This window comes from Acinetobacter sp. CIP 102129, from assembly GCF_000368305.1.
Classification (GTDB): Bacteria; Pseudomonadota; Gammaproteobacteria; order Pseudomonadales; family Moraxellaceae; genus Acinetobacter; species Acinetobacter parvus.
This window is the reverse complement of sequence record NZ_KB849340.1, coordinates 1-24786: the sequence shown is the minus strand read 5'-3', so window position 1 is coordinate 24786 and position 24786 is coordinate 1. Positions and strand designations below refer to the sequence as shown.

24 protein-coding genes and 1 pseudogene are annotated in these 24786 nt (G+C 41.5%); 23 read left to right on the top strand and 2 right to left on the bottom strand.

All coding sequences use genetic code 11. The annotated features are described in order from the left end of the window. The first annotated feature begins 25 nt into the window (after positions 1-25). Complete coding sequence (gyrB, locus tag F973_RS04260; RefSeq protein WP_004760260.1) at positions 26-2494, top strand: DNA topoisomerase (ATP-hydrolyzing) subunit B; 2469 nt, start codon at positions 26-28, stop codon at positions 2492-2494. Between the two features lie 141 nt (positions 2495-2635). After that, a pseudogene (locus tag F973_RS04255) lies at positions 2636-2761 on the top strand (transposase); the annotation flags it as partial. Positions 2762-3009: 248 nt separating this feature from the next. Here F973_RS04255 and F973_RS04250 read toward each other — a convergent pair. Then, on the bottom strand, positions 3010-4938 hold the full coding sequence (locus F973_RS04250) for an ATP-binding cassette domain-containing protein (protein ID WP_004760259.1): 1929 nt from the start codon (positions 4936-4938) through the stop codon (positions 3010-3012). 337 nt (positions 4939-5275) lie between these two features. Here F973_RS04250 and F973_RS04240 point away from each other — a divergent pair, with 337 nt between their 5' ends. The 20 genes from F973_RS04240 (at position 5276) to erpA (ending at position 21864) form a co-directional block, all read left to right on the top strand. After that, positions 5276-5500 carry a hypothetical protein gene (locus tag F973_RS04240; protein WP_004760255.1) on the top strand — a complete coding sequence of 75 codons (225 nt, stop codon included), beginning with the start codon at positions 5276-5278 and terminating at the stop codon, positions 5498-5500. A gap of 81 nt (positions 5501-5581) precedes the next feature. Continuing rightward, the gene (locus F973_RS04235; RefSeq protein WP_004760254.1) at positions 5582-6592 is read left to right on the top strand and encodes a putative solute-binding protein; all 1011 of its coding nucleotides are present in this window, start codon (positions 5582-5584) and stop codon (positions 6590-6592) included. A gap of 217 nt (positions 6593-6809) precedes the next feature. Then, entirely contained in the window at positions 6810-7811 is a 1002-nt protein-coding gene (locus F973_RS04230; RefSeq protein WP_010589445.1) for a putative solute-binding protein, read from the top strand. A gap of 207 nt (positions 7812-8018) precedes the next feature. After that, a complete protein-coding gene (locus F973_RS04225; RefSeq protein ID WP_004760252.1) occupies positions 8019-9026 on the top strand; it encodes a putative solute-binding protein in 1008 nt (335 codons plus the stop codon). 289 nt (positions 9027-9315) lie between these two features. Beyond that, the gene (locus F973_RS04220; protein ID WP_004675452.1) at positions 9316-10320 is read left to right on the top strand and encodes a putative solute-binding protein; all 1005 of its coding nucleotides are present in this window, start codon (positions 9316-9318) and stop codon (positions 10318-10320) included. Positions 10321-10521: 201 nt separating this feature from the next. After that, complete coding sequence (locus F973_RS04215; protein WP_034432425.1) at positions 10522-11805, top strand: tyrosine-type recombinase/integrase; 1284 nt, start codon at positions 10522-10524, stop codon at positions 11803-11805. Positions 11806-12303: 498 nt separating this feature from the next. Then, positions 12304-12567, top strand: a complete 264-nt coding sequence (locus tag F973_RS04210; RefSeq protein WP_004760249.1) for a type II toxin-antitoxin system TacA family antitoxin — start codon at positions 12304-12306, stop codon at positions 12565-12567. After that, entirely contained in the window at positions 12557-13042 is a 486-nt protein-coding gene (locus F973_RS04205; RefSeq protein WP_004760248.1) for a GNAT family N-acetyltransferase, read from the top strand. Before F973_RS04210 ends, F973_RS04205 begins: the two co-directional genes overlap by 11 nt. Before the next feature lie 117 nt (positions 13043-13159). Continuing rightward, complete coding sequence (locus tag F973_RS04200; RefSeq protein ID WP_004760247.1) at positions 13160-13852, top strand: hypothetical protein; 693 nt, start codon at positions 13160-13162, stop codon at positions 13850-13852. A 116-nt stretch (positions 13853-13968) separates the two neighbouring features. Beyond that, entirely contained in the window at positions 13969-14274 is a 306-nt protein-coding gene (locus F973_RS04195) for a helix-turn-helix transcriptional regulator (RefSeq protein ID WP_004760246.1), read from the top strand. Further along, the gene (locus tag F973_RS04190) at positions 14275-14916 is read left to right on the top strand and encodes a hypothetical protein (RefSeq protein WP_004760245.1); all 642 of its coding nucleotides are present in this window, start codon (positions 14275-14277) and stop codon (positions 14914-14916) included. It abuts the gene before it with no gap. Continuing rightward, complete coding sequence (locus F973_RS04185) at positions 14913-15275, top strand: hypothetical protein (RefSeq protein WP_004760243.1); 363 nt, start codon at positions 14913-14915, stop codon at positions 15273-15275. Before F973_RS04190 ends, F973_RS04185 begins: the two co-directional genes overlap by 4 nt. Next, a complete protein-coding gene (locus F973_RS04180; RefSeq protein ID WP_004760242.1) occupies positions 15268-15564 on the top strand; it encodes a hypothetical protein in 297 nt (98 codons plus the stop codon). The genes F973_RS04185 and F973_RS04180 overlap by 8 nt, the downstream gene beginning before the upstream one ends. 1 nt (position 15565) lies before the next feature. Further along, positions 15566-16093 carry a hypothetical protein gene (locus F973_RS04175; protein ID WP_004760240.1) on the top strand — a complete coding sequence of 176 codons (528 nt, stop codon included), beginning with the start codon at positions 15566-15568 and terminating at the stop codon, positions 16091-16093. A gap of 4 nt (positions 16094-16097) precedes the next feature. Continuing rightward, positions 16098-16430, top strand: a complete 333-nt coding sequence (locus F973_RS04170) for a CHC2 zinc finger domain-containing protein (protein ID WP_004760238.1) — start codon at positions 16098-16100, stop codon at positions 16428-16430. Next, the gene (locus F973_RS04165; protein WP_004760236.1) at positions 16427-18946 is read left to right on the top strand and encodes a DUF927 domain-containing protein; all 2520 of its coding nucleotides are present in this window, start codon (positions 16427-16429) and stop codon (positions 18944-18946) included. Before F973_RS04170 ends, F973_RS04165 begins: the two co-directional genes overlap by 4 nt. Before the next feature lie 60 nt (positions 18947-19006). Continuing rightward, a complete protein-coding gene (locus F973_RS04160; RefSeq protein ID WP_004760234.1) occupies positions 19007-19669 on the top strand; it encodes a hypothetical protein in 663 nt (220 codons plus the stop codon). Between the two features lie 685 nt (positions 19670-20354). Further along, entirely contained in the window at positions 20355-20495 is a 141-nt protein-coding gene (locus tag F973_RS15015) for a hypothetical protein (RefSeq protein WP_155756455.1), read from the top strand. A gap of 249 nt (positions 20496-20744) precedes the next feature. Then, on the top strand, positions 20745-21332 hold the full coding sequence (locus tag F973_RS04150; protein WP_004760233.1) for a recombinase family protein: 588 nt from the start codon (positions 20745-20747) through the stop codon (positions 21330-21332). A 196-nt stretch (positions 21333-21528) separates the two neighbouring features. Then, on the top strand, positions 21529-21864 hold the full coding sequence (gene erpA / locus F973_RS04145; protein WP_004675453.1) for an iron-sulfur cluster insertion protein ErpA: 336 nt from the start codon (positions 21529-21531) through the stop codon (positions 21862-21864). Positions 21865-21921: 57 nt separating this feature from the next. Here erpA and F973_RS04140 read toward each other — a convergent pair whose 3' ends face one another. After that, positions 21922-23055, bottom strand: coding sequence for an anhydro-N-acetylmuramic acid kinase (locus F973_RS04140; protein WP_004760232.1), 1134 nt, complete (start codon positions 23053-23055; stop codon positions 21922-21924). A 61-nt stretch (positions 23056-23116) separates the two neighbouring features. Here F973_RS04140 and tyrS point away from each other — a divergent pair, with 61 nt between their 5' ends. Then, entirely contained in the window at positions 23117-24349 is a 1233-nt protein-coding gene (tyrS, locus tag F973_RS04135) for a tyrosine--tRNA ligase (protein ID WP_155756454.1), read from the top strand. Positions 24350-24786 lie beyond the last annotated feature (437 nt).

Below are 24786 nucleotides of genomic sequence, written 5' to 3'. Positions count from 1 at the left end.
AGATCAATATTACTAGGGAGTAACCATGAGTTCAGAGTCTCAATCAGTCTCTCAAACAGAACAAACAAATGAAAAGGCTTATGATTCCTCTAGTATTAAAGTATTACGTGGATTAGACGCGGTTCGTAAACGTCCTGGGATGTATATCGGTGACACCGATGATGGTACTGGTCTGCACCATATGGTGTTTGAGGTGGTGGATAATGCCATTGATGAAGCCCTGGCGGGTCATTGTGACGAAATTCTGGTGACCATCCATGAGGATGAATCGGTCAGCGTGTCGGATAACGGACGTGGTATTCCAACCGACATACACCCTGAAGAGGGCGTGTCTGCGGCAGAAGTGATTTTGACCATTCTGCATGCGGGTGGTAAGTTTGATGATAATAGCTATAAGGTGTCGGGTGGTTTGCATGGTGTAGGAGTGTCGGTTGTCAACGCCTTGTCGAAAAAACTACAGTTGACGATTTATCGTGCGGGTCAAATTCACGAGCAAGAATATCAGCATGGTGATTCACAATATCCATTAAAGGTGGTGGGTGAAACAGAGCGTACAGGTACAGTTGTACGTTTCTGGCCAAGTGAGTTGACCTTTAGCCAGACCATTTTCAATGTTGATATTCTGGCACGCCGTTTAAGGGAGCTTTCATTCCTCAATGCAGGTGTACGGATTGTATTGCGTGATGAACGGATCAACTTTGAACACGTCTACGATTATGAGGGTGGCCTGTCTGAATTCGTTAAATACATTAACGAAGGCAAGACCCATCTGAATGATATTTTTCATTTCACGGCTGATGCTGAAAACGGGATTACCGTCGAAGTTGCCTTGCAGTGGAATGACAGCTATCAGGAAAATGTACGCTGCTTTACCAACAACATTCCACAAAAAGATGGTGGTACACACCTTGCAGGTTTTCGTGCGGCGTTAACCCGTGGTTTGAACCAGTATCTTGAAAGTGAAAATATTTTAAAGAAAGAAAAAGTTGCTGTTACAGGTGATGATGCGCGTGAAGGCTTAACTGCAATTATTTCAGTGAAAGTGCCAGATCCAAAATTCTCTTCACAGACCAAGGAAAAACTGGTGTCGAGTGAAGTAAAACCTGCGGTGGAGCAGGCCATGAACAAAGAGTTTTCTGCTTATTTACTGGAAAATCCACAAGCAGCGAAATCGATTGCAGGTAAGATCATTGATGCAGCGCGTGCCCGTGATGCGGCGCGTAAGGCCCGTGAAATGACCCGCCGTAAGAGTGCGCTGGATATTGCGGGTTTGCCAGGAAAATTGGCGGACTGTCAGGAAAAAGATCCAGCCTTGTCTGAACTGTATCTGGTCGAGGGTGACTCTGCGGGTGGAAGTGCCAAGCAGGGTCGTAACCGTAAGATGCAGGCGATTTTGCCGTTGAAAGGTAAAATCCTCAACGTTGAGCGTGCCCGCTTTGACAAGATGATTTCCAGTCAGGAAGTCGGGACGCTAATTACGGCTTTAGGCTGTGGCATCGGGCGTGAAGAATATAATCCAGATAAGTTACGTTATCATAAAATCATCATCATGACTGATGCGGACGTGGATGGTTCACACATCCGTACCTTGTTGCTGACGTTCTTTTTCCGTCAAATGCCAGAGCTGGTTGAGCGTGGTTATATCTATATTGCCCAGCCCCCACTGTACAAATTGAAGAAAGGCAAGCACGAACAGTACATCAAGGACAATGATGCACTGGAAGAGTTTTTGATCTCCAACGCGATTGATGAGCTTGCCTTGCATATCAGTGCGGAAGCACCTGCAATTACAGGTGCGGCATTGGCGAGTGTGATTGCGGATTATCAGGTGTCACAGAAGAGCTTGCAGCGCCTGACCCAGCGTTATCCTGCAAGCCTGCTGGATGCCCTGCTTGAGCTGGAGGCATTTAAGGCTGACCACAACCATGAGCGTGACTATGTCGAATCATGGGCTGAGCAATTGCGTGTGGCAATTGAAAAACTACAGCCAAGTTTGCGCCCTGAAATTACCTTGGAATCATTTGAACGTGAAAACTCCCTAGGTGAAAAATCGGCACACTACTGGCCACGTGTCACGGTATATGTACATAACTTGCCACATGCCTATTTGCTGGATGCAGGTCTGCTCAATTCTGCTGAATATGCACGTTTGCTGAAAAATGCCAAGAGCTGGTTCAAGTTGCTTGAGGAGGGGGCTTACCTGCAAAAAGGTGAGCGCCGTATTCAGGTCAACAGTTTCCATCAGGTATGGCAGCATATTTTGCAGGACTCACGCCGTGGCATGATGATCCAGCGTTATAAAGGTCTGGGTGAGATGAATGCCGAGCAGCTTTGGGAAACTACAATGGACCCTGAAAACCGCAATATGTTGCAGGTCACCATTGATGATGCGATTGAGGCAGACCGTATGTTCTCATGCCTCATGGGCGATGACGTGGAACCACGTCGTGCATTCATTGAGGAAAATGCGTTGAATGCCGATATTGATGCTTAAGTAAGTTAGGCATTTTTCAAATTTATTTTAAAGGCGGGGCTAATCATTTTAGCCCCGTCTTTGATTCTTTTGTTTTATTGGAAATTATTGAGAGGTTTGTGGCTTATAGTCAAATCATTATAAAACCAATACAATGGTGCAATGAGTTATTCAGAACATTTTAGACGTAAAATTTTAGCTAAGCTTGAGGAAGGTTATTCTATTCGAGCGGTAGCTGCACAATTTGAAATTAATAAAAATACCATTGTTGAATGGAAGAAACGTATATAGTCAAATCATTATAAAACTAATACAACTCAGTCGATGAGTTATTTCGAGTTTTTTTCGAATCCTGTATGAATAATAAAGTAGTTTGACTATATAGTGAGCCTGAACCCAAAGCTCAATTTTAAGGGCAAATTCCAGTTCCAGCTTAGCTGAAATTATTGGTGGTTGCATGGCATGTTTATTGGTGTTTAAGTAGCGCCAACCTAACCAGACGATGTTGGCCAGTTAGGCTGATATTTTTTTAGTTTTTAGGTTTCGAATGAACTTTCTAGTTCTTCCAGCTCCATCATCAATTCTAAAAGCTGTTCTTCGAATTGTTCCAATTTTGCCTTTAAATCATTTTGCTCATTCATCAGTTTGATCAACTCATCTTTGCGATTCGATTCATACAGGGCACTATCCGCTAAAGCATGTTCAATCTCAGCTAAACGCGGTTGAACCTTGTCAATCTGTGCCTCAACCTTTTCAATGTTCTTACGAATCGGGCGAGTCAGTTCACGGCGACGGGCAGCCTCTTTACGTTGAGCTTCTTTATCAACTTTCGCTGCTGTATTTTGAGACGCTACGGTTTGTTGCTGTACTGCATTCTGTGAATTAATGAGCTGTTGGCGCGCTTCACGCAACCATTTCGCATAATCCTGTAAATCGCCCTCAAACTCTGTGCATTTTCCTGCATGAACCAACAGCAAGTCATCACAAACGCTGGCAATCAGTTGGCGTTCATGTGAGACCAGCACCACAGCACCCTCAAAATCCTGCAATGCCATACTCAGGGCATGACGCATATCCAGATCCAGGTGGTTGGTGGGTTCGTCCAGAATCAACACATTTGGGCGTTGCCATACAATCAGGGCCAATGCCAGACGTGCACGTTCACCACCTGAAAAGCTCTCGCATGGAGTGTCCATACGCTCACCACTAAAGCCAAACCCACCCAAAAAAGCGCGCAAGGAAGCTTCACTGATTTGTTTATCTGCAATGCGGGCCAATTGCAGCATTGGGCTGGCATTGGCATCCAGTGCATCCATTTGATGTTGGGCAAAATAACCGATGTTCAAGAGTTCAGAGGCTTTGCGCTCGCCTGCCAAGAGCGGTAAATCACCCACCAATGTTTTGATCAGGGTTGATTTACCTGCACCATTCATTCCCAACAAACCAATCCGAGAACTTGGGGTGATTTGCAGACGGATTTTTTCCGCAATGATTTTATCGCCATAGCCAATTGTCGCCATATCCAGACTTAACAGCGGTGAACTCATTTTCGTGGGTTCACGAAAACTAAAGGTAAATGGCGTATCGACATGGGCAGGTGCAAGTTGTTGCATGCGTTCCAACTGTTTGATACGGCTTTGCGCTTGGCGAGCCTTAGTTGCTTGGGCTTTAAAGCGGTCAATATATTTTTGAATATGTGCGCGTGTTTCCTGTTGTTTCTCAAAAGCCTGTTGCTGTTGTGCCAAGCGTTCGCTACGTGTCGTTTCAAAGGTGGAGTAGTTGCCTGTATATAACGTCAATTCCTGATTTTCAATATGAAGAATATGATCCGTAATGGCATCGAGAAAATCACGGTCATGTGAAATCAGCACCAGCGTTCCTTCATAGGCTTTGAGCCAGTCTTCCAGCCATAAAATAGCATCTAAGTCTAAATGGTTCGTTGGCTCATCTAATAATATTAAGTCTGAACGGCTCATTAAGGTGCGTGCAAGATTTAAACGCATCCGCCAACCACCAGAGAAGCTTGCCACATTTAAACGGATTTGATGATCAAGAAATCCTAAACCTGCCATTAATTGGGCTGCTTTCGCAGGTGCTGCATAACCATGAATTTCATCAAATCGACCATGTAATTTGGCTAAATCATCATTACTCAGTTGATCTGGATGTGCTAATTTTTCTTGAATGTCCCAATATTCTTCGTCACCAGATAAAACAAAGTCAATCGCTGGCATTTCTAAGGCTTTAATTTCCTGAGCCATGTGTGCCACAGTCCAAACTGCTGGACGAGTTAGATTCCCTTCATCTGCAACCAAGCCACCCAGAAATGCGGCAAACAAAGTCGATTTACCCGCACCATTCACGCCTGTAAGGCCAATTTTCCAGCCAGGATGGAGCTGCATTGATGCTTTCTGAAAGAGGACTCGCCCACCACGGCGCAATGAAACTTGGTCAAACTGGATCATGAGCATGCAAAATTACAAAGAGTTGGCTGCATTTTAAGGTGAACGTGCATGAAAGCAAATTTTTATCTGGTAGCCATTCAATATTCATTCATAAATTATATTCTGGCTTCAAACCTTGTCGACTCTGTTATGAAATCTAACTACCGTAATCCATCTGCCCTAAAGATCAATTTGATTGAATCCAGCAATTCAATCATTAAAAATAGAGTTTTTACTCTATTTTTGTGATGCAAATCAGATTATTATTGAGTTTTAATGCAAAAGTAAGTAACAAGATTAGAAGTATAGTGACAGGATTAGGGATGAGGAAAGGGATTTTTGCCGTGGGGCAATGCTGATGCTGGGGGCAAGTATGCAGGCCAACGCAGACGCTATAATTTGTGTTTTTGACTTTTTAGGAAAATCTGGTGAGGCCTATAAGGCGATGGAGGAGTGGGCTCTGGCTGCCAAAATATGGCGCAGTGACATCACTTTGCTGAGTTACCAGAATCAGCAAATCTTGCGTGAGGCACGTATTGGCTTGACCTCACAGGGTATTTATGACGCCACCATATACGGTTGATCGGACCAGTTTTGAATGTTCACTGGGTGGTGAATAGATTTTAAAAATTTGATTATTAAATAATTCTATAGGGAGAATGTAATGAATAAAGGATTATTCGCTTTAGCTGCCGCAACATTGTTCAGCGTTGCGGGTCAAACTCAGGCCAAACAAAAAATTTGTGTGTTTGATCCGATGGGAAAAGCGGGAGAAGTGTATAAAGTCGCGGAGGAATGGGCGCTGGCTGCACAAAATTGGCAAGCCAAAATTCAATTGGTGCCTTATAAAGATGAAGCCACGGCACAGATTGATTTTGAAGCTGGTGAGTGTGAGGGAGTATATATGACCTCCATGCGCGCCCGTAAATACAACAAGTTTGCAGGTTCAATAGATGCAATTGGTGGTGTGATCAATAATCAGGTGGCAAAAAAAGCGATCCATTTTGCGCTGGATAAGCGTAATAAACGCCGTCTGATCACAACAATAGATGGAGATACCTTTGAGGTTGCAGGGATTTCCCAGTTTGGTCTGGCCTATATTTTTGTACATGATAAAAGTATCAACTCGCTTGCTAAAGCCAAAGGCAAGAAATTTGCTTATCTGAAACATGATGATGCACAAAGGAAAATTCTTAAAGCAATCGGAATGGTTGGATTGCCATCAGACGTTTCTGATTTTGCTAAAAAATTTAATACCAATCAGGCCGATGTGATTGCATCGCCTGCCTATGCCTATAAAGCTCTGGAAATTGAGAAAGGATTGGGAACAACAGGGGCAATGTTTGACAACGTTCCTGTTGTGAATATTACGATTGAGTTGATTATTCGCCCAAATTCTTTTCCCGCAGGTTTCTCTCTGAATTCACGGGAATGGTTTATACAACAAATTCCAACAAGTTTTGCCATTATTAAACGGCTTGAGGATGCCATTCCAACAAAATATAAATATTCGATTTCTAAGGAAGAGGTTGAGAATTATGAAAAACTTTTCAGGGAGCAACGAATCCGTTTTACCAAAGATGGTATTTATGACCCAGTGATGATGGGCGTTTTGAAACGGGCACGTTGTTCAGTGGAAAGAACCCGTTTTGAATGTTCATTGGGAGGTGAATAAAAATCTGAATCCAGATTGAATTGTGTGGTGATTTGAACAAATCATTTGATAGGGAAAATAGATATTTTATCAATGAGTAAAATATGATGAGTGCTATTAAAAATCAGTAAAACCCGATGTATGTAAATAAAAGGACTAGGCTTTTAGTCAAGATCTGACTATATTCGTCTTTCGCTAGTGGAAAAATATGCAAAAACAGCAAATAAGGGAAAACAAAATGAAAAAAGGACTTTTGGCATTGAGTGCTGCGACTCTATTTGTCATGACTACTCCTGTACAGGCAAAACAAGAAATTTGCGTATTCGATTTGTTGGGTAGGGCTGGAGAGTCTTACAAACTGATCGAGGAATGGAAGCTGGCCGCCAAAAACTGGCAGGGTGATATAGAGCTGATTCCTTATCAGGATGAGAAAAAAGCAGAACAGGATTTCGATGCAGGGAAGTGTGACGGTGTCTATATGACCTCCATGCGTGCCCGTAAATACAACAAGTTTGCGGGTTCAATTGATGCTGTGGGCGCGGTTACCAGTAATGCCATTGCCCAAAAAGCCATTAGCTTTGTGTTGGATAATCGCAACAAGCATCGTCTTACCGCGTCAGTTGGGGGTGAGAAACATGAGGTTGCAGGGATTATTCAAGTCGGACTGGCCTATATTTTTGTTCGGGACAAAAATATTGACACCATTGAAAAGGCCAAAGGCAAAAAATTCGCCTACCTCCACTATGACCAGGCACAAAAGACGATTGTTGAAAGCATTGATCTGATTGCCGTGCCATCCGACATTTCAGACTTTGTGAAGAAGTTTAACAGTGGTCAGGTCGATGTGATTGCCGCACCTGCCTATGCATATAAACCTCTGGAAATTAGCAAGGGTATGGCAAATGGGGCATTATTCAATTTTCCAGCGGTTAACATTACGGGCGACTTAATTATCAAGCCTGGAAAATTCCCTGCAAATTTTGGTACACAGTCACGTCAGTGGTTCATCAACAAATTACCAGGCAACTTCGCAACAGTACATCGTCTAGAGGCTGGCATGGATGCCAGAAGAATCACCCTGTCCAATGAAGACAAGATCCGCTATCAGAAACTACTGCGTGATGGACGCATGAATTTGACCAGACAGGGAGTGTACGATGCCAGCATGATGAGCGTGCTGAAGCGTGCACGCTGTACGGTGGAGAGGACCAATTTTGAGTGTTCACTCAGTGGTGAATAAGACCTGTAAAAATTATCAATTTACAAAAAAATTGTGCGGCTTATAACAAATTTACCCATGAAAATGAGTGAATAAGATAAGGTAGATCAAAAAATAAACAATATTGACATAAAAATAGAGTACTAGCTCTATTTTTTTTCAAGAAACATGATTAATATTTGCTTCGAACAAGGAGACAAACATAAAGTTTGTGAAAGGATGGAAAATATGAAAAAAATTGCGTTAGCTATTGCAGCAACTTCAATCTTAGGTGTATCTGCCTCTACTCAGGCGGCAGTTAATGTGTGTGTATTCGACTTATTAGGAAAGTCAGGTGAATCATACAAAATGATGCAGGACTGGGCACTGGCTGCAAAAAGCTGGGGTGCTGACGTTAACCTTCAGGCAATTACTGATGAGCAGGTGGCGGACAACAACTTTAAGGCGGGTAAATGTGATGCTGTGGCAATGACAGCAATGCGTGCACGTCCGTACAACAAGTTTGCGGGTTCTATTGACTCTTTAGGCGGTGCGCCAAGTAATGAAACGGCTCAACGTGCGATTACCTATGTACTGGATGCACGTAATGCAGCAAAAATGACCACCAATCTTGGTGGTAATAAATACGAAATTGGTGGTATTGCTCCATTAGGTGCGGCTTATATTTTCGTGCGTGATAAGAGCATTAGCTCAATCGAAAAAGCAGCGGGTAAAAAATTCGCGGTATTGGGTCATGACGACGCGCAAAAAATTATGGTACAACGCGTAGGTGCACAAGCTGTACTTTCTGATATTTCTAACTTTGCTGCGAAATTCAACAATGGTCAGGTAGACATGGTAGGCGCTCCTGCTTATGCATATAAGCCATTAGAGTTGAGCAAAGGTTTAGGTGCTAACGGTGCGATGTTCAACTTCCCAGTATTACAAGTAACTGCGGATCTTGTGTTACGCCCAGAAAAATTCCCAGCTGGTTTTGGTCAAAAATCTCGTGATTATTTTGTGAAGCAACTTCCAAAATCTTTCGCAATGATCAAACGTTACGAAGCTGAGATTCCAGCAAAATACAAAATGAACCTAAGTGCTGAAGACAAATTAAAATATCAAAAATTGTTGCGTGATGGTCGTATGGACTTAACTAAACGTGGTATTTACGATGCAGGCATGATGTCTGTATTGAAGAAAGCTCGTTGTTCAGTAGACAAGGCGAACTTTGAATGTGCTTTACCTGGTGAATAATCAGTAATTGCTAAAGTAAACACTTAAAGCCTAGATTTATCTAGGCTTTTTGTTTTTTTAAGCATTGTCATTTAAGTCATTGTCTTTAGCTGCTAAGATTATGATTATACAGAGACATAAGAAATCAAATGGAATAGAGAAGATTTAAGAATATATTAAAGCCATCAAAAGCAATGATGGCTATTTTCAAATCTATTGTTCATTTGAAGATATTGGAAAGATATAACGCACTTTTTAGTGTTGAACGTTATGTAACAACAATCACCATGGATGCAAAGGAAAAAATAAGATGCAATGGTTTAAAACACTCCTACTGGCGACAGGTATTGCTGCGGTATCTGCGGGCGCTCAGGCAAAACAGACCATTTGTGTATTTGACATTGTCGGTAAAAGTGGCGATGTCTATGCACTGATGAAAGACTATCAGCTTGCCGCAAAAACCTGGGGTGCGGACATTGAGTTGAAAGTAGGCACCAATGAAGCGGTGATAGCGGAAGATTTCAAGGCAGGTAAATGTGATGGGGTTAGTATCACAGGCATGCGTGGTCGCCAGTTTAACCAGTTTACAGGCTCATTGGACGCGATTGGTGCGATCACAGACCTGAAACTTGCGGTAAAAGTGATGCAGGGATTGGCAAGCCCAGCATTTGCCAAGGCCATGGTGAATGGCAAATATGAGGTTGTGGGCGTGATTCCGATTGGGGATGCTTATCTGCTGGTTAATGACCGTAATATCAATACTGTCGCCAAAGCGGCAGGTAAGAAAATCGCTGTTCTGGACTATGATGAAGCACAAAAAATTATGGCTTCTCAGGTGGGTGCTCAGGCGGTTAGTTCTGACATCACCAACTTTGGTGCGAAATTCAACAATGGTCAGGTTGATATCATTGGTGCGCCAGCAGCAGCATTTAAGCCTTTAGAACTTCACAAAGGTCTGGGTACTAAGGGTGCAATTGTCAATTACCCAATCTTGCAGGTGACGGGTAACCTGATTATTCATCCTGAGAAATTCCCTGCTGGTTTTGGTCAAAAATCAAGAGAATGGGTCAAGGGACAGTTACCACGTGCTTTTGGCATACTTGGCAAGATGAAAGCGGATATTCCACAAAAATACTGGATGGAAGTTCCTGCGGCTGACAAGCCTGGCTACCAAAAGCTGATGCGTGAAGCGCGTATCAACCTGACTGCAAAAGGTATTTATGACAAGCGTATGATGAAATTGTTATGGCAATTCCGCTGTCGTGAGGATGCCAAGAACTTTGAGTGTGCGCTACAAGATGAAAACTATAAATAATCTTGTAAAAAGTCTTTAAACGCACTTTAAACTTCTTAGCAGCTTTGCAGTGTAATATCATGTGATGCAGTTACTAAGTTGTTGATTGATAAAAATATTTTTTGTGGTTGCAATGTGGTTGCCTGTATGCAAGTGCATTGCTATCACTTAACTTTTGACGGTATATTTGACGGTATCAATTCATATACCGTCAAACACAACATGACAAGATTATCAAATAAACTGACTGCCAAAGCGGTCAAAAATCTGAGCTATGACACTGAGGGCAGTAACAAATATGCTGATGGTAGTGGCTTATATTTATTGATTACGGCGAATGGCTCAAAGCATTGGCGGATGGATTACCGCCGTCCAGTCACCCAAAAAAGAAATACGCTTGCATTAGGTACATATCCCGTCATTAGTTTGGAAGAGGCACGAATAAAACGTGATGACGCTAAAAAGATGCTGATGAATGGAATTGATCCAGCCGAAGATCGTAATGCCAATAAAGAGAAGAAAAAAGCACAGGCAGAAAATGTATTTAGCCGATATGTCCAAGATTGGCTGGATAAGCGAGCAATAGAGGGGCGAAAGGATGCTGAAAACATTAGAATGTTGAATATTGATATATTGCCCTATATTGGTGATATGCCAATAACATTAATGACTCCAGAGCAACTAGAAAAAGATGTAACCGATAGAATTGTAGCTAGGGGCGCAATTATTGTTGCTATACAGGCGAAGAAAGTCATGAAGATGGTTTTAAATATTCCTTTAAAAAAACGGCTCATTCAATATAACCCAGCAGAAAACATATCATTACCGAGACCACAGAAAGGCAATAATCCAGCCATAACAGGCGAGCTAGAGCTAACATTCCTACTTAAAAAAATATGGTCATACACAGAGGACAACCACAGAAACTATAAAATTACTGAGCTAGCCATTAAGTTTGCAATCTATATTTTTCAGCGCCCTAATGAGGTTAGGGGATTGTTATGGGAGCATGTGGACTTTGATAAGGGCTATTTGACATTTACAGCAAGTAAGACCAAGCAACCGCACATAGTCCCTTTATCTAGTCAGGCTTATGAAATCCTCAAACAGATTCAGGAAATGAACACCAATTCAATTTATGTTTTTCCTAGTCCTAAAAACAATGCTTATTGCCTTTCCCCTAGCACAATGGGAGGGGCGCTAAAGCGTATGGGTTTTGGAGGTAAGCAAACGGCACACGGTTTTAGGGCAACGGCGAGAACGTTACTTGATGAGGAACTGGACACCCGAAGCGATATTATTGAGCATCAATTAGCTCACAAGGTTAAAGACCCGAATGGTACGGCGTATAACCGCACTAAATTTCTCAAGAAACGCCAAAAGATGATGCAAGTGTGGGCGGACTACTTGGATGCGCTTAGACTGGATCAGGATGTATCCAGATTCAAACCTCAAGATGATGAGATGGATAATATTATTCAATTTACACGCAGAGAATCGGCATAATTGGATTATATGAATTGGCTGAAATGACATTAAAATCAATTAGCCATTTTTGCACCTATTTCCTAAAATTACTAAATTTATTATTTTTCAGATATAGCCTTTTTTTAAGTGTTACAGGGGTTACGGGGTTACAGCCTTGTATTATAAGGAATTTTAACAAATTGGCTGGAAAATCTAACGTGTTACATGGGTTACATTGCTGATTTTTAATAATTTAATAGGTCAAAAACAACATAAAAAACAAGTGTTTTTGAGCCAAACGTAACACCTAATCATAAAAAAGACGGTAAAAACGCATAGGCGAGCCAATTAAGCGTAATCTTAAAACAAGCTACCTATTAGGCTTTTAAAATATTAAATTGACCAAAATGACAAAAAAATTAAGTAGCTATTATTTTCCATTTTTAGCTAATAAGTAATCAGTTATTGCAATGTATAGCACTGTAGTTAAAAATTGCTTATAATTTTGTACATCATCATAGTGTACAAGTGAATAATATGAGCACAGCATCCGAGCGTATCAATTTACGCACCACACCCGAAGCGAAAAGCATCATTGAACAGGCAGCAAGCATCACTGGCTTAACAGTTAATGCCTTTATGGTGCAGTTCGCTTATGAAAAAGCACAGGCACTCATACAGGATCATCAAAATTTGCGTTTAAGCCGTGCGGATCATGACATGCTGCTAGAGATGTTGGAAAATCCACGCCCAGCGAACCAAGCTTTGAAAGACTTGATGAGTTTGCTTGATGAAGATTGAGATTTTACAGAAAAGCCATGACAAGACCACTTTTGACTGTGGGCAGGCTGATTTAAATCGTTTTATCAAACAGTTTGCTTTGCAGCATCATAAGACTGGAACAAGTAAGACCTATGTAGCACTGGATGGCGAAAACGCTGTAATTGGCTTTTATTGCTTATCCAGTCAATCCATAGACTTTGAATATGTTGATAGCCATTTAACAAAGAAACTACCACGCTACCCAATACCAAGCATTGTGATTGGACGTTTTGCTGTAAGTAAGTATGTACAGGGGCAGGGCATAGGTAAGAAGTTGTTAGCACATGCTTTAAGACAAATTAGTATTACATCCCAGTTAATCGGCGTTACTTTTGTTGTGGTTCATGCCAAAGATGAAAAGGCAGCAGATTTCTATAAGTCACTAGGTTTTAAATCATCAAATGATTACCCATTGACTTTAATTTTACCAGTCAATGATATTCCAAGTTATTAAGTTGATATTTTTCACAGCCAATAACTCAGATTTAAGACAGTTTTTATTGGTTAAAAGTATCTTAGATGTAAGCTAAAGATTCTTGACGATATTTTTATATGTTTGATTGGGTTGGGAATGGAAAACACAGAAGATTTATCAATAGATAACCTAAAAATAATCCTTGATAATATGAAGATTGGTTTAGGTAAAAGATTAGCCTCATTTTATGCAGATATTGATCAAAGGGATTTTTACACCTTTGAGGATTCAATGATTATGTTTAAATGGGTGCATAAGATTCTTAATAGAGTTAAAAATGATAAAGTACATCGTGAACCACTAATGAAAGAGTTATTAAGGAAAAATTCCACAAATAAAAACAATAGTATAGAACGCTTATATTTTGAAATTGCAACTAATTTGGCATTTTCAAAATATGCTTTAAATGGTGGTGACTGGAAAACTGGACTAAATTATTTATGTCAAGCTAATAGAAATTATGGAACTTTATTAGGGATTGAAAGTAAAACGATAAATAAATTAATACATTCGGATGAAAAATCAAGGATTGTGAGTATACGTCACAAAAATGATAATGATTTATTAGAGCCTATAAAATTTAAAGCATTGAATTTATATCATGATCTCGAATATAGAAAAAAACACAACTTAGGAAAATCTAGAGATGGTTTTGCATTACATTTTTTAACAAACTATGGCGGAGAATACTTTTCAAAAAATAGTGATTTAAAAAATTTACTAACTTTAAATAGAGTCAGAGCATGGATAAAAGAATCTTTAGAAATGAAACCTACTAGTAGTCTTTAATTTTTACTAGTAGAAAGATGAACCTACAGTATAAATATTTATTTACCAGTAAAATTATAAAAATAATTATAAATCAATAAATAATGCACCTTATCCCAATGTGAAACGGTGCAAATATGACAACCTCAAATTTATATAACCCAAGTGGCGTAGATGCTTATTTACGCATCAAAGACCTTGCCAATATTCCCGAACGCCAACCAAAGACACACACCTATAAAACAGGTGCAAACAAGGGCAAGGTGCGAGTGATTGGCGCACGCCCAGCAAGCAAGGGCATGATTGGCGTATCTGAGAAAACAATATGGGAATGGGTAAAAACTGGGGCTTTTCCCCAACCTATACGCATAGGCGGAAATATTACCGTTTGGCGTTTATCTGATATTAATAACTGGATGCAATCACAGGGATTGGAGGGCTGAATGATGAAAAATGAGACTCCAAAACCCATTAAATACAGTGCAGTAAATACAGGTGATAAATTCAAAGCAAAAGGTTATTACTATCTAGCTACGGCTATCTTAAACATAGGCAATAAATCGCCATTTTGTTTACTGGTGACGTATAAGGATTTACCCCATGAATCTCATTCAGCCTTTGCACACAAAGAATATGCCTTATTTAACCCTAATTTAAACTATATCCAAGATGGATTTATATTTACGTCTGGAAAAAGGATAGCCATTCAGGTCATTGATTGTATTCCTGTTTATGATGCAGAGGTTTTAATAGATTGGCGCAATAGTCAGGGGCGTTATAACTGGGAAAATGCCATTATCTTGCCATTGGATGTTATAGAAACGCTTTCCAGTTATGCAGAGTTTGCACAGGACTACAACGATTATATCCATCTGGGATATACGATGGATAAAACCCCACGTTATGACAGCCCTTGTATTGGTGTAGATGGATATTTCTTTAACCTAATTACCTATACGCTACGTGCAGATGCAAGAAAACACCGTATTCAGGGGCAAGACAGTATTGCCTTTCACTTGAGAGCCGTTAAACGCCTAAAAGATGTAGTAAAAGCTAATACCAATACAGGAGGTTTACCAGTATGAACCTCTTAAAAGCTGGCTATGGTTTGGGTGCATTATTGCATTCAAGCCTTGCAAAGCAAGCCAAAGCTTTATATGCTGTAACTCTCTCAAAATCCATAAGCGTCACCCCTGAACGTCATTCAGGTTTTATTGTGCCTAAATTCTGCAAAGGCTCTCAATCTTTGCATTTACAGGGCGCAAGCGTTACAGCTACGCAAACAAGGCTGCAATCCCTCTATGAGGGGATGACACCACAAAATAAGTCAGCAATGGTGAATATGTGGGGCGGTACTTATGGACCGAGAGTGAATCCTCTCACCAATATTTTTATTGGTGAATCTCAAAATCTCAAAACCATAGGAGGCACTGATCATGCCTAATCAAACTACACATTCAATTCATGCAACTGTGACGACTCACCGTAGCAACAACACAGCAGCTTTTTTCGTATCTCCAGATGATGCAACACCACAAGATTGTAAGGAAGTCTCTATACAGCTTGTAGCGCAGGCTTTTGCCATTCTACAAGGCATTGATCGCAACGACCTAGATGGCTTTGCAGGTAAACAGGTTGAAGCTGTACAAGATATTTTGGTTAGAGCAGTAGAAGCACTGGAATGTCTGGATATTCAGAAAGCCGTAGCGATGGCACAGCGTGAGGGCGTATAACATGACGATGACCCAAAGCAGCCAAAACCAAGCAAGCAAAGCATTGGCAGAGATGTATAACAGCAATACCGACTACATCCAACGCTTAAAAGAAATCATAAGCCTGAATCAGCTTGTACAGATGCAGGCGGAGGATATGGCAGGTATTGAGTTAATTGGTAAGCCTAAATACCTTGCAAGCCTATGTTCAACAAACCATCACGCTTTACAGCATTGGCTGGATGATCTTGAACAGTGGCAAGACACCATTGATAAAACCGAACCACAGTACGCAGAAACAACGGCTTGCTGTGTCTATGATGATTATGGATTTTACCAAGATCATGCCAATGATTTAAAAAATATCGCAGTGATGGCATGTGACCAGGTGGATGAACTAAAACGCCATAATCCATCCCATGACTTTCAGCTACTTAATCACTTAACCAGTGTGATTAAACGCTTGGCCGTCAATTTCTTTAGTGACCTAGAAGCAGAGCTGGACGTACTTTCCCAGTTATACCCTGATCTATTTATGGTAGAGGTATAGCTCTATGAAGAAAGCGCACCCTACGCTAGGGAAATATAAAAACAATTGTACAGATGGGGCTAAGTTCGGCTTAAACCGTGCCTTACTCCCCGATGTGGTCGAATACCTCACCGCTAGAGGCTATGCCCCTAAAGGGCGTGGCGAATGGCGTGTCATGTTATGCCCATTCCATGATGATAGCACCCCAAGTTTACGCATCCACAGCCGTAAAGGATGCTTTAAATGTATGTCTTGTGAAGCCAAAGGCGGTGACTTGATCGCCTTTCATCAATTGCTTACAGGCAAGCCATTCATTGAAGCGTGTAAAGACTTGGGCGCATGGGAGAACAACGCATGACAGACCATAGCACTATTCAGGTAAAGGCGGAACAACATGCCCTTAAAATGGCACAGCGTGAAGCACAGAACGGTTTTGAGTATGAATACCTATTCACCTATGCCGATGAACAAAACACGCCGATTTACTGGAAAATACGCCTCAAGAATCACAATACAGGTGATAAATGGATACGGATATTTTCACAAGGTCAACGTGGTTTTATCACCAAAGAGCCTGATTTTAACGCCCTGTATCCAGTGGCCAACGGTAAAAAGCCGTTGTATGCACTGGCACAGATTGACCAAGCCCCAAAAGATGCGGAAATATGGTTATTTGAGGGCGAGCAAAAGGCAGATTTAGCCCAGCAATTAGGCGTTATTGCATCCACGTGCGGCGGAAGTGGCAACGTAGCAGCAACCCACCTACAGCCATTAGCGGATAAAACCGTAGTGATATGGGCGGACAATGACAAAGCTGGGTTTAAATGCCGTGACGAACTAGCACAGGCATTGCAGCAAATTGGCTGTAAGGTGCAGTTTGTTGACCTAGACCCACTTAAATTGCCCGAAAAAGGCGATATTGTGGACTGGCACAACGCCCAGCAAACCAATGGATTGCATCCAACCCTAGACGATTTACAGCAGCTTAAACGCATCCCTTACATGCCACCTGAACCAACTAAAACCTTGCCTAATGGTTTACTGGCTGAATCAATGGAGTGGGAACGCGGACATTTTGAAGTGACTGAAAAAGGCTTGTTTTTTGTGGACGTGGATAAAAATGGCAATTACCACGAAAAATACATTTCCAGCCCGATTTTAGTCCTAGCCAAAACAAGGGATAAAGATTCAGGTGGATGGGGCAACCTACTCCAGTGGCGAGATGATGCCAACCATTTACATACATGGGCAGTTCCAGCCGAACTATTTCAAACCGATGGGGCAGAATTGCGTAAAACATTGGCAAGCAATGGCTTGAAGATCGTACCTGACAAACGTGGGCGTGATTTACTGCAATGCTACCTGATGAGCTACCCAGCCGAAAAAATGGCGTTATGTGTTGATCGTGTGGGATGGAGTGGGCAGGCGTTTGTATTGCCTAACAAGGTGATCGGACAGCCCAAAGATGGTGAATTGATTGTTTACCAGTCCATGAGTGGCATAGACAGCCGTTATCAGTGTAGTGGCACATTGGAGCAATGGAGAACCGAAGTATCTGAACTGGCACAGAGCCATAGTAAGCTTGTTTTTGCACTTAGTACGGCATTTTCAGGGCAGCTTTTAACCCTGTTAGAGCAGACACAAGGGGCAGGGGTTCACTATAAAGGCGGTTCATCTAAAGGTAAAACAACCGCTTTGTATGTAGCCAATAGCGTATGGGGTTCACCACGCCGTTTTTATCGGACATGGAAAGCCACAGGCAACGCCCTAGATCATACTGCACACATGCACAATGACGGCTTTTTAGGACTGGATGAGATCGGCGAAATCTCCAACCCGAAAGAACTTGGCAACCTTGCCTATTCATTAGCCAACGGCGTAGGCAAATCCCGAATGAGTCGCAGCTTAACCGCTAAAGCGACCTATGAATGGCTGATCATGTTTTTATCGACTGGAGAGGAAAGCTTAAAGCAGATCATGGAACAACATGGGCAGCGAACCAAGCTAGGGCAAGAAATCCGTTTACTGGATATTGATGTAGATCATTCGCCATACGGTGTATTTGATCAGATCGACTTTGCACAGGATGGAGCAAAGCAATCACGATTGATTACCGAACGAGCAAATCAATATTATGGCGTGGCTGGCATTGCATGGCTTGAATATTTAACCAGTCATAAAGATGCTGTCACCAAACAGGCAAAACAACTGCTAAAGCAATACCAGCATGACCTAAGTAGCAGTTACCCAGAGGGACATATTCAGCGTGTAGCCAATAGCTTTGCCATTATCGCCGTAGCAGGCGAATTAGCAACACAGGCAGGCATTACAGGATGGCGACAGGGGCGAGCGTTTGAAGCAGCTTATGCTGTATTCCAGTTATGGATTAGCAACTTTGAACAGGTCGGCGACTTTGAAGATCGGCAAATATTGCAACGTGTACGCTCATTCTTTGAAGCAAACGGCAACGCACGCTTTGATACCTTGAGACAAGGGCGAATCACGCCGACTGAATATTCTGAAATGAATGAAAGTGTTGAGAGCGAGCAAACCATCCGAGCAAAAACCTTGTACCGTGTCGGTTATCGGCAACTGAACCAGCAAGGTAAATTGGTTGCGTTCTTAGTCCATTCCCAGCAGTTTAAAGAGTCTGTTTGTGGTGATTTTGACCCTAAAAAGGTCGCTAAAACCCTTGTAAAACACAAGTGGCTAGACCATGAAAAGGGCAAAAGTACCAAACCAGTACGAGGGATTGAGACCAATAAGCCTGTAAGGATGTATGTTTTTAATGAATCAGTATTTACCTATGACATTGAACAGGCTACCAACCCATACGCACAGCCACCAAACACAGGTAAAACCGTAGATATTTAATCAAAACCAATACACGGCAGGGACTAAAACCGCCGTGTTTTTGTATGGATTATCCTAAATATGAACATTGCACAGCAGCTTTATGAATCGGCACAGCAATATGGGGCAAAATTTGAATTAAATGAGGGGCAAGGTTTACGCTTAAATCATGCTGATCATGTCCCTGATGCCCTAATTACACAAATCCGCCAATTTAAACCTGAAATCATCCAGTATTTACAGCAATGTGCCATATCTGACCTGATTGATAGCATTTACCAATATGGAGCAAATATTGAGGTGATTGATGGGCAGCAATTGAGACTCGACCATGCCTACCATATTCCTGATCAATTGATTACCCAGATACAGCAGCTAAAACCGCAGATACTGGCATATTTAACGCCGTCCACAGAACAAGACCAGCAAGGGCAAGCACAATTTCGAGATTTTGAGCATCAACTTGTACAAGTGTTCTTTGATCGCCTTGATCACAAACGGCAAAATTTAAGAAAGATTAATGGCAGTATCCAAAATGCTTTAGTTACGCCAAAGGATTACATGGGCGACCTGATGGGCAAACTTGGTATTCAGCAATATCAGGCACAAAGCTATTTAGACAATATGATCGGTCAAGGTATGTTTAATTATGATAGCCGTTTCAAGTTCTATCTATTTCCAAACTATGACCATTCAGCGATACAGCCATTTAGCCACTACAATCTGGACAAACTACAACCATAAAAACGCCGTGTTAAAGCCGTAGGCGGAGGGGTTATCTTTTCCGCCGTATCTGCACATACTGGCACTGTATCCATAGATATAGACTCTAAAATAGGTTGAAAAGATAAAAACTATTAAAATTCAGATCATTATTTATTTACTTTTACTAGAATCAGGAATTTTTTTATAAATGAGAGTAGTGGGTGGTGTCCGTTTAGGGCAATCCTGAATAATTTTTGCACCCCCCAGCCTAGCTACAGCATCGGCTAAAACGATTTATTCCTATTCAAAAGCCTGATAAGTAACCCTTGTAACACGCTAAAAATCTAAAAGTGTTACGCTAAAACTTATTTATATTCAATGTTGTAACACCTGTAACACCTGTAACACCTAAAAAAATACATATAATGAATACTGTAAGTAAATAGAGTAGTAATAAAGAATAGAATAAATATAACTTATTGATATATAATAAAATTTATAAATATATAATATATTAAATACTATTATTTAGCCTATGTGTATTTTAGATAAAACTATAAAAAGCTTTTAAATACAAAGCTGTAACCCCTGTAACACCACGTAACCCCTAAAAAATGAATGATTTTAAAAACTCATAAGTTTAACTTAACTATATGAATTAAAAGGGTATACCCCTATATGGACTTATGACCACGTAAAAATTTCATGGGGAGACGGTCCTTTCATGTATGGGCGTTCAGACTTTACACCCCATATCCCCTTGACCAGTGGCACGGCGCACCTATCCTTTTGGTCAGGTGGTCAGGTGGTCAGGTGGTCAGGTGGTCAGGTGGTCAGGTGGTCAGGTGGTCAGGTGGTCAGGTGAGTACAAAAAAACGAAAGAGAAAACTTACTTTTGCCAAAGCCCAAACGGCGCAAAACTTTGATCAATGATTGTTTAGGGCATAGGCAAGTGATGGCGGTTCAACTCATTGAAACCCTATCATTAGACTATACCCAAAAGATAAATTGATAATTATATTTCTCACTCTATCATTTAACTTATTTACTTAGTTAAATGATAGATTTATCATAAGCCTTATTAAATGATAGCTATATGATAAGGACTGATAATATGACAATTCGTATTTATGTGAGAGCAAGTACCAAAGATCAAGATGCAGAAAGGGCACTAGCTGATCTACTCCAGTTTAGTCAGAGCTATGGAGAGCGACATAGTACTTATATTGAAAACTATTCAGGTACGAAGTTAGAGCGTCCAGAATTAAGCCGATTACTCAATGAAGCCAACAAGGATGACATCTTGCTTGTAGAGAGCGTGGATAGATTGAGCCGACTATCACAAGATGACTTTGACGTATTGAAACAACAAATTAAGGCTAAGGGTTTACGTTTAGTTGTGGCTGATCTACCAACAACGCATTCAACAAATGGCGGAATGACTGGAGAGATTCTAAACGTCATTAATGCCATGCTCATTGATCTACTGGCAACAATGGCAAAACTGGACAATGACAAACGTAAGGAGCGAATCAAGCAAGGCTTGGCACGTTCTGGATATGTACCGACTGGAAAGAAAGCGAATACAGCAAAACATGAGCGTATCAAACAATTATTGAGTAAAGGTGATATGACGAAAGACGAAATTGCCAAAGCTGTCGGGGTAGGTATTGCGACAATTTATCGTGTGATTAAAAAATGATCGTTTGGTTTTTTTTATATGTCGGTATATTTGACGGTATATTTATATTAAAAATAATTTAAATAAATATAAATCAATACATTAAATGAATAGATTTACTTTAAACTTCAAATACAGACCCGATATTGAGTATGCTATACTAAATATCGGGTCTTTTATTTTTTTAAAGACATATTGAAGTCTGAGGAACATCGTCATGAACGCCCAAGCTCTTGAATTGTCAGATAATGCTGCCAAAAAAGTTCGCCAGTTACGCGAGAGTGAGGGGAATAACGATCTCATGTTGCGTGTTTATGTCACAGGTGGAGGGTGTTCTGGATTCTCCTATGGCTTTAATTTTGCTGAAAGTGTCAATGAAGATGATGCTGAATTCAGCAATGGTGATGTAAAAATGTTGGTTGATTCCCTGAGCTATCAATACTTGGTTGGTTCAGTGGTTGACTATCTTGAAGGATTGGAAGGTTCTCGTTTTGTGGTCCAAAACCCGAATGCCACCACGACCTGTGGCTGTGGTTCATCTTTCTCGATTTAATAGAATATAAATATAAAAAAGCTTCTCAATTCGAGAAGCTTTTTTATTGCTTTAGCCTTAAACAGCAGTGATGGTTCCCAGGATACGATCACCTGACGCGCCTGTAACAGCGGGTAAATTGCCACTGAGCTGCTGAACAAAGCGCATGGCCAACCATGCAAAAGCGGTTGCCTCCACCCAGGTTGGTGCCAATCCTAAAGCATCAGTGGTTTGTACAGACCAATTATGCTTGCGTAAACGCCAGCGTAGCTGTTCCAGTAAATGAGAGTTGTAGGCTCCGCCACCGCAGACATAGATTTCACCTGTAGGCATCAGCTCCTTGCTGCGGTAAATCGCTTTCTTAATGGCCCGTGTTGTCAGTTTCATCAGTGTGGCCTGCACATTCTCAGGTGTATCTTCCAGTTCGTCATATTCCAGATCATTGCGCCAATCGCTGAGCTGCTCATCCAGCCATTCGAGGTTAAAATCTTCACGACCTGTGCTTTTCGGTGGCTCTTTGGCAAAAAATTCATGATTCTGTAAACGATCCAATAAAGAACGAATGGGATTGCCATAGGCCGCCCAGTCACCATTTTCATCGTATGGATGCCCCGTATGACGATGACACCATGCATCCATCAGGATATTGGCTGGACCTGTATCAAAACCATAGACGCCGTTTAGGTTATTGGCAGGCAACATACTGACATTGGCAATGCCACCCAGATTCAAAATCACCCGATGGATACTGTTATGCTGAAACAGTGCCTGATGAAATGCGGGAACCAAAGGCGCACCCTGTCCACCTGCCGCCATATCACGACGACGGAAATCAGAAACGACAGGAAGTTGCGTGATCTCAGTGATGATGTTGGGATCGCCAATTTGCAGGGTAAAGCCATGTTCAGGGCGGTGGCGAATGGTTTGCCCATGTGAACCGATAGCCTTAATTTGAGTGCGGTCTAAATTATTCTTTTCAATCAGTTCATTGATACCCTGACCAATCATTTGCGCCAGAGCCACATCCGCCTTGCCCATGCGGTCAATTTCATTGTCATCAGGCAAGGTCAGTGCCATCAGCTCATCACGTAGCTCTGGTTCAAAAGGCACAGTCAGCGTGGCGTGTAACGTGAGCGGCCCAAATGAAGCTGCGACAATATCCACACCATCCATGCTTGTGCCTGTCATTACACCAATATAGATTGCGTTCACCGCAACTTCTCCCTGCAACACGCTGAAAAAATGTTAGTATATCGCACAAATTGAATAACTGATGTGTTTAGGTTTTGTGATGTCAAATTTCTTGCCAGCCGAAGAACAGCTTGCTCTCATTCAACGAGGCACGCACGAGATTATCTCTGATGAAGATTTATTGAAAAAACTGAAAGAGAATCGTCCACTCCGTGTGAAAGCAGGTTTTGACCCAACGGCTCCTGACCTACATTTGGGACATACGGTCCTGATTAATAAACTCAAAACGTTCCAGGATCTGGGACATGAGGTTTATTTCCTGATTGGTGACTACACCGCAATGATCGGCGACCCAACAGGTAAGAGTGCAACGCGCCCGCCGTTATCGCGTGAACAGGTTGAAGCCAATGCCAAAACCTATCAGGAACAGGTATTTAAAATTCTTGATCCTAATAAAACCAAGGTTGTCTTTAACTCAGAATGGTTCAACCAGAAATCAGCTGCGGACCTGATTCAATTGGCAAGCCAGCAAACTGTTTCACGTATGATGGAGCGTGATGACTTTACCAAGCGCTATAGCAACCACCAACCGATTGCGATCCATGAGTTTCTCTACCCATTGGTTCAGGGCTATGATTCGATTGCGCTTGAGGCGGATGTAGAGCTGGGTGGTACAGACCAGACTTTTAACCTGCTGATGGGACGTACTTTACAGGGCCGCTACGGTCAGGAATCACAGGTGTGCATTACCGTACCGATTCTTGAAGGTTTGGATGGTGTCAATAAAATGTCTAAGTCTTTAGGCAACTATATTGGTGTGTTTGATACCCCAGGCGCGATGTACCAAAAAATCCTGTCAATGCCAGATAGCCTGATTGAACGTTACTTTGACTTACTCAGCTTTAAGTCGCTGGACGAAATTCAAGGCCTGCTCGATGAAATGGCGGCAGGGCGCAATCCACAGGAGATTAAGCGTATTTTGGCACTTGAGCTGGTGGAGCGTTTCCATGATGAGGAGGCGGCAGAAAATGCACACAAGAGTGCAGGCAACCGTGTCACAGATGGCGAAGTGCCAGAAGATACACCTGAAGTGACCATTTCCCGTGCTGAGTTTGGCGGTGAATTGTTCATTGCAACTATTCTTCGTGTGGCTGGCTTAAACCCGAATGCTGCGGCTGCGAAAGATGCAGTTGGCCGTGGTGCCGTTAAAGTCGATTGGAATGTGGTTGATATGAGCTACTCTGTAAAAGAGAATGTCACTTTAATCATTCAATCGGGTAAAAAAGCCATTGCACGAGTGACTTTCATTGACTAAATCCAAATAAAAATAATAAAAAGCAGGCCATGAGCCTGCTTTTTATACATAAATAGATGATAAAAACGCCGAAAACATCAGTTTTGTAGAAAAAAGAAACATGCAAAAGAAAATAATAAAAAACAGGGTTGCATCCATTCTGAAATGCTGTAGAATGCCCACTCATCGGCGGTGAAGCAGATAAAAACTTGTTGATAAACAAAGGTTTGACTAAATTTGTTAGATTCTTGGGTTGGTTGATAAGTTTTAAAAATATCGAAATTGCCTGTTGACTTTAATTTAGATTAGAGTAACATAGCCGACCTAGCTTGATGATGACGAATCATCGAGAAGATCATTAAGAGAATAGAAGAACAACTTGTGTGGATTTTTACTGATTGATTGATCGATATATTATCATTGATTGAATGGTAGAAATTACTCGAAGTTTATTTGAG